Here is a 1,318-nt window from a genome sequence, read left to right on the forward strand (position 1 = left end):
CTCAGGACGTCCTGGAGGGCATCGAGGACCTGGTAGAGGCTGAGACCGGTCCGGGCACTTTTGGGGACAGGCGCTGTTCGGTGAGGAAGGCGTGCGCAGCGGTCACGAGGGTGACGTGGTGGTGCCAGCCCGGCCAGGAACGCCCTTCGAAGTGGTCCAGGCCCAGGCCGTGCTTGAGTTCGCGGTAGTCGTGCTCGATGCGCCAGCGGACCTTGGCCAGACGGACCAGGTCGGCGATCGGGGTGTCGGCCGGCAGGTTGGACAGCCAGTAATCGGTCGGCGCCTCGACGTCGTCGGGCCATTCGGCCAGCAGCCAGCAGTCGGGCAGGACCCCGTCCCACCAGCCCTGTCCGGCTGAGGCGGCGGCCCGGATCGGCCGTTCGACGGCCTTGCCCGCAGGGCGGACACGCAGGGCGGCGAAGCGGGAGCGTAACTCCCCTCGCGAGCCATTGCGCCAGGTCACAGGTGTGAATACCTCTTGCCCGAGGTCGGTGGCCAGGGCAGCCACCGAGGGTGCGGTTTGGCGGTAGCGAGGCTGGGGCCAGCAGCCGATCAGGCCGTTGCGTTCCGGGGCCACGGGCTGGACGCCGAAGGGATGGGCGGTCACATCCGCTCGGACAGCCAGCACGTAGTCGATTCCGCGCTCGGCCAGTGCCGCCCGAAGATGCGCGTTCGTGCCGTAGGCGGCGTCGGCGACCACGACCGGAGGCGTCATGCCCCAGCTGGCGAGCGTGTCGAGCATGTCCAGGGCGAGGCGCCATTTCTCGCGGTGTGTGATGTCCTCCGGGATGCGGGCGAGGCCCCGGCGCACGGTGTCCGACGCCCACTCCTCGGGCAGGAACAGTCGCCATTGCAGCGGGCAGGACGCGGTATCGGTCGCAGCGTGGACGCTGACCGCGACCTGGCAGTTTGCCCTCTTCCCCAAGGCCCCGCAGTACTGCGGGGCCACGCCGGCCGACATCCGGCCGTCCTTGGGCACCGACACGTCGTCGATCACCCAGGCCGTCGGCGTGATGAGCGGCAGCATCCGCTCGCAGATCCGCCGCTGCACCGGCACCGGATCCCAGGTGGACTGGTTCACGAACTGCTGCAGGTTCTGCTCGTTGCCGTCCGGTAATCGCGAGGCCATCGCCTGGATCGACTTCCGGCGACTGTCCAGCATCAGTCCCCGCAGATAGCAGTCACCCTTGGCCCGCTGGTCCCTCCGCGGCACCGAGGCGAACACGTCAGCCACGAATAATGCCAACTTCGCCCGGACCCGGTTCACTTCATGTGCATCCACACACCCACCGTGCTCCTGAACAGGCCCGACAGGAAG

The 1,318-nt window shown here is 68.9% G+C and carries 1 protein-coding gene; it reads right to left on the reverse strand.

The window, feature by feature from the left end; all coding sequences use genetic code 11:
* Window position 1 precedes the first annotated feature (1 nt).
* On the reverse strand, window positions 2–1,282 hold the full coding sequence (locus tag ACIRF9_RS52705) for an IS701 family transposase (protein WP_403837831.1): 1,281 nt from the start codon (window positions 1,280–1,282) through the stop codon (window positions 2–4).
* Between the last annotated feature and the right edge of the window lie 36 nt (window positions 1,283–1,318).

Origin of the sequence: Streptomyces sp. NPDC096132 (assembly GCF_044763345.1) — a bacterium.
Lineage (GTDB): Bacteria > Actinomycetota > Actinomycetes > Streptomycetales > Streptomycetaceae > Streptomyces.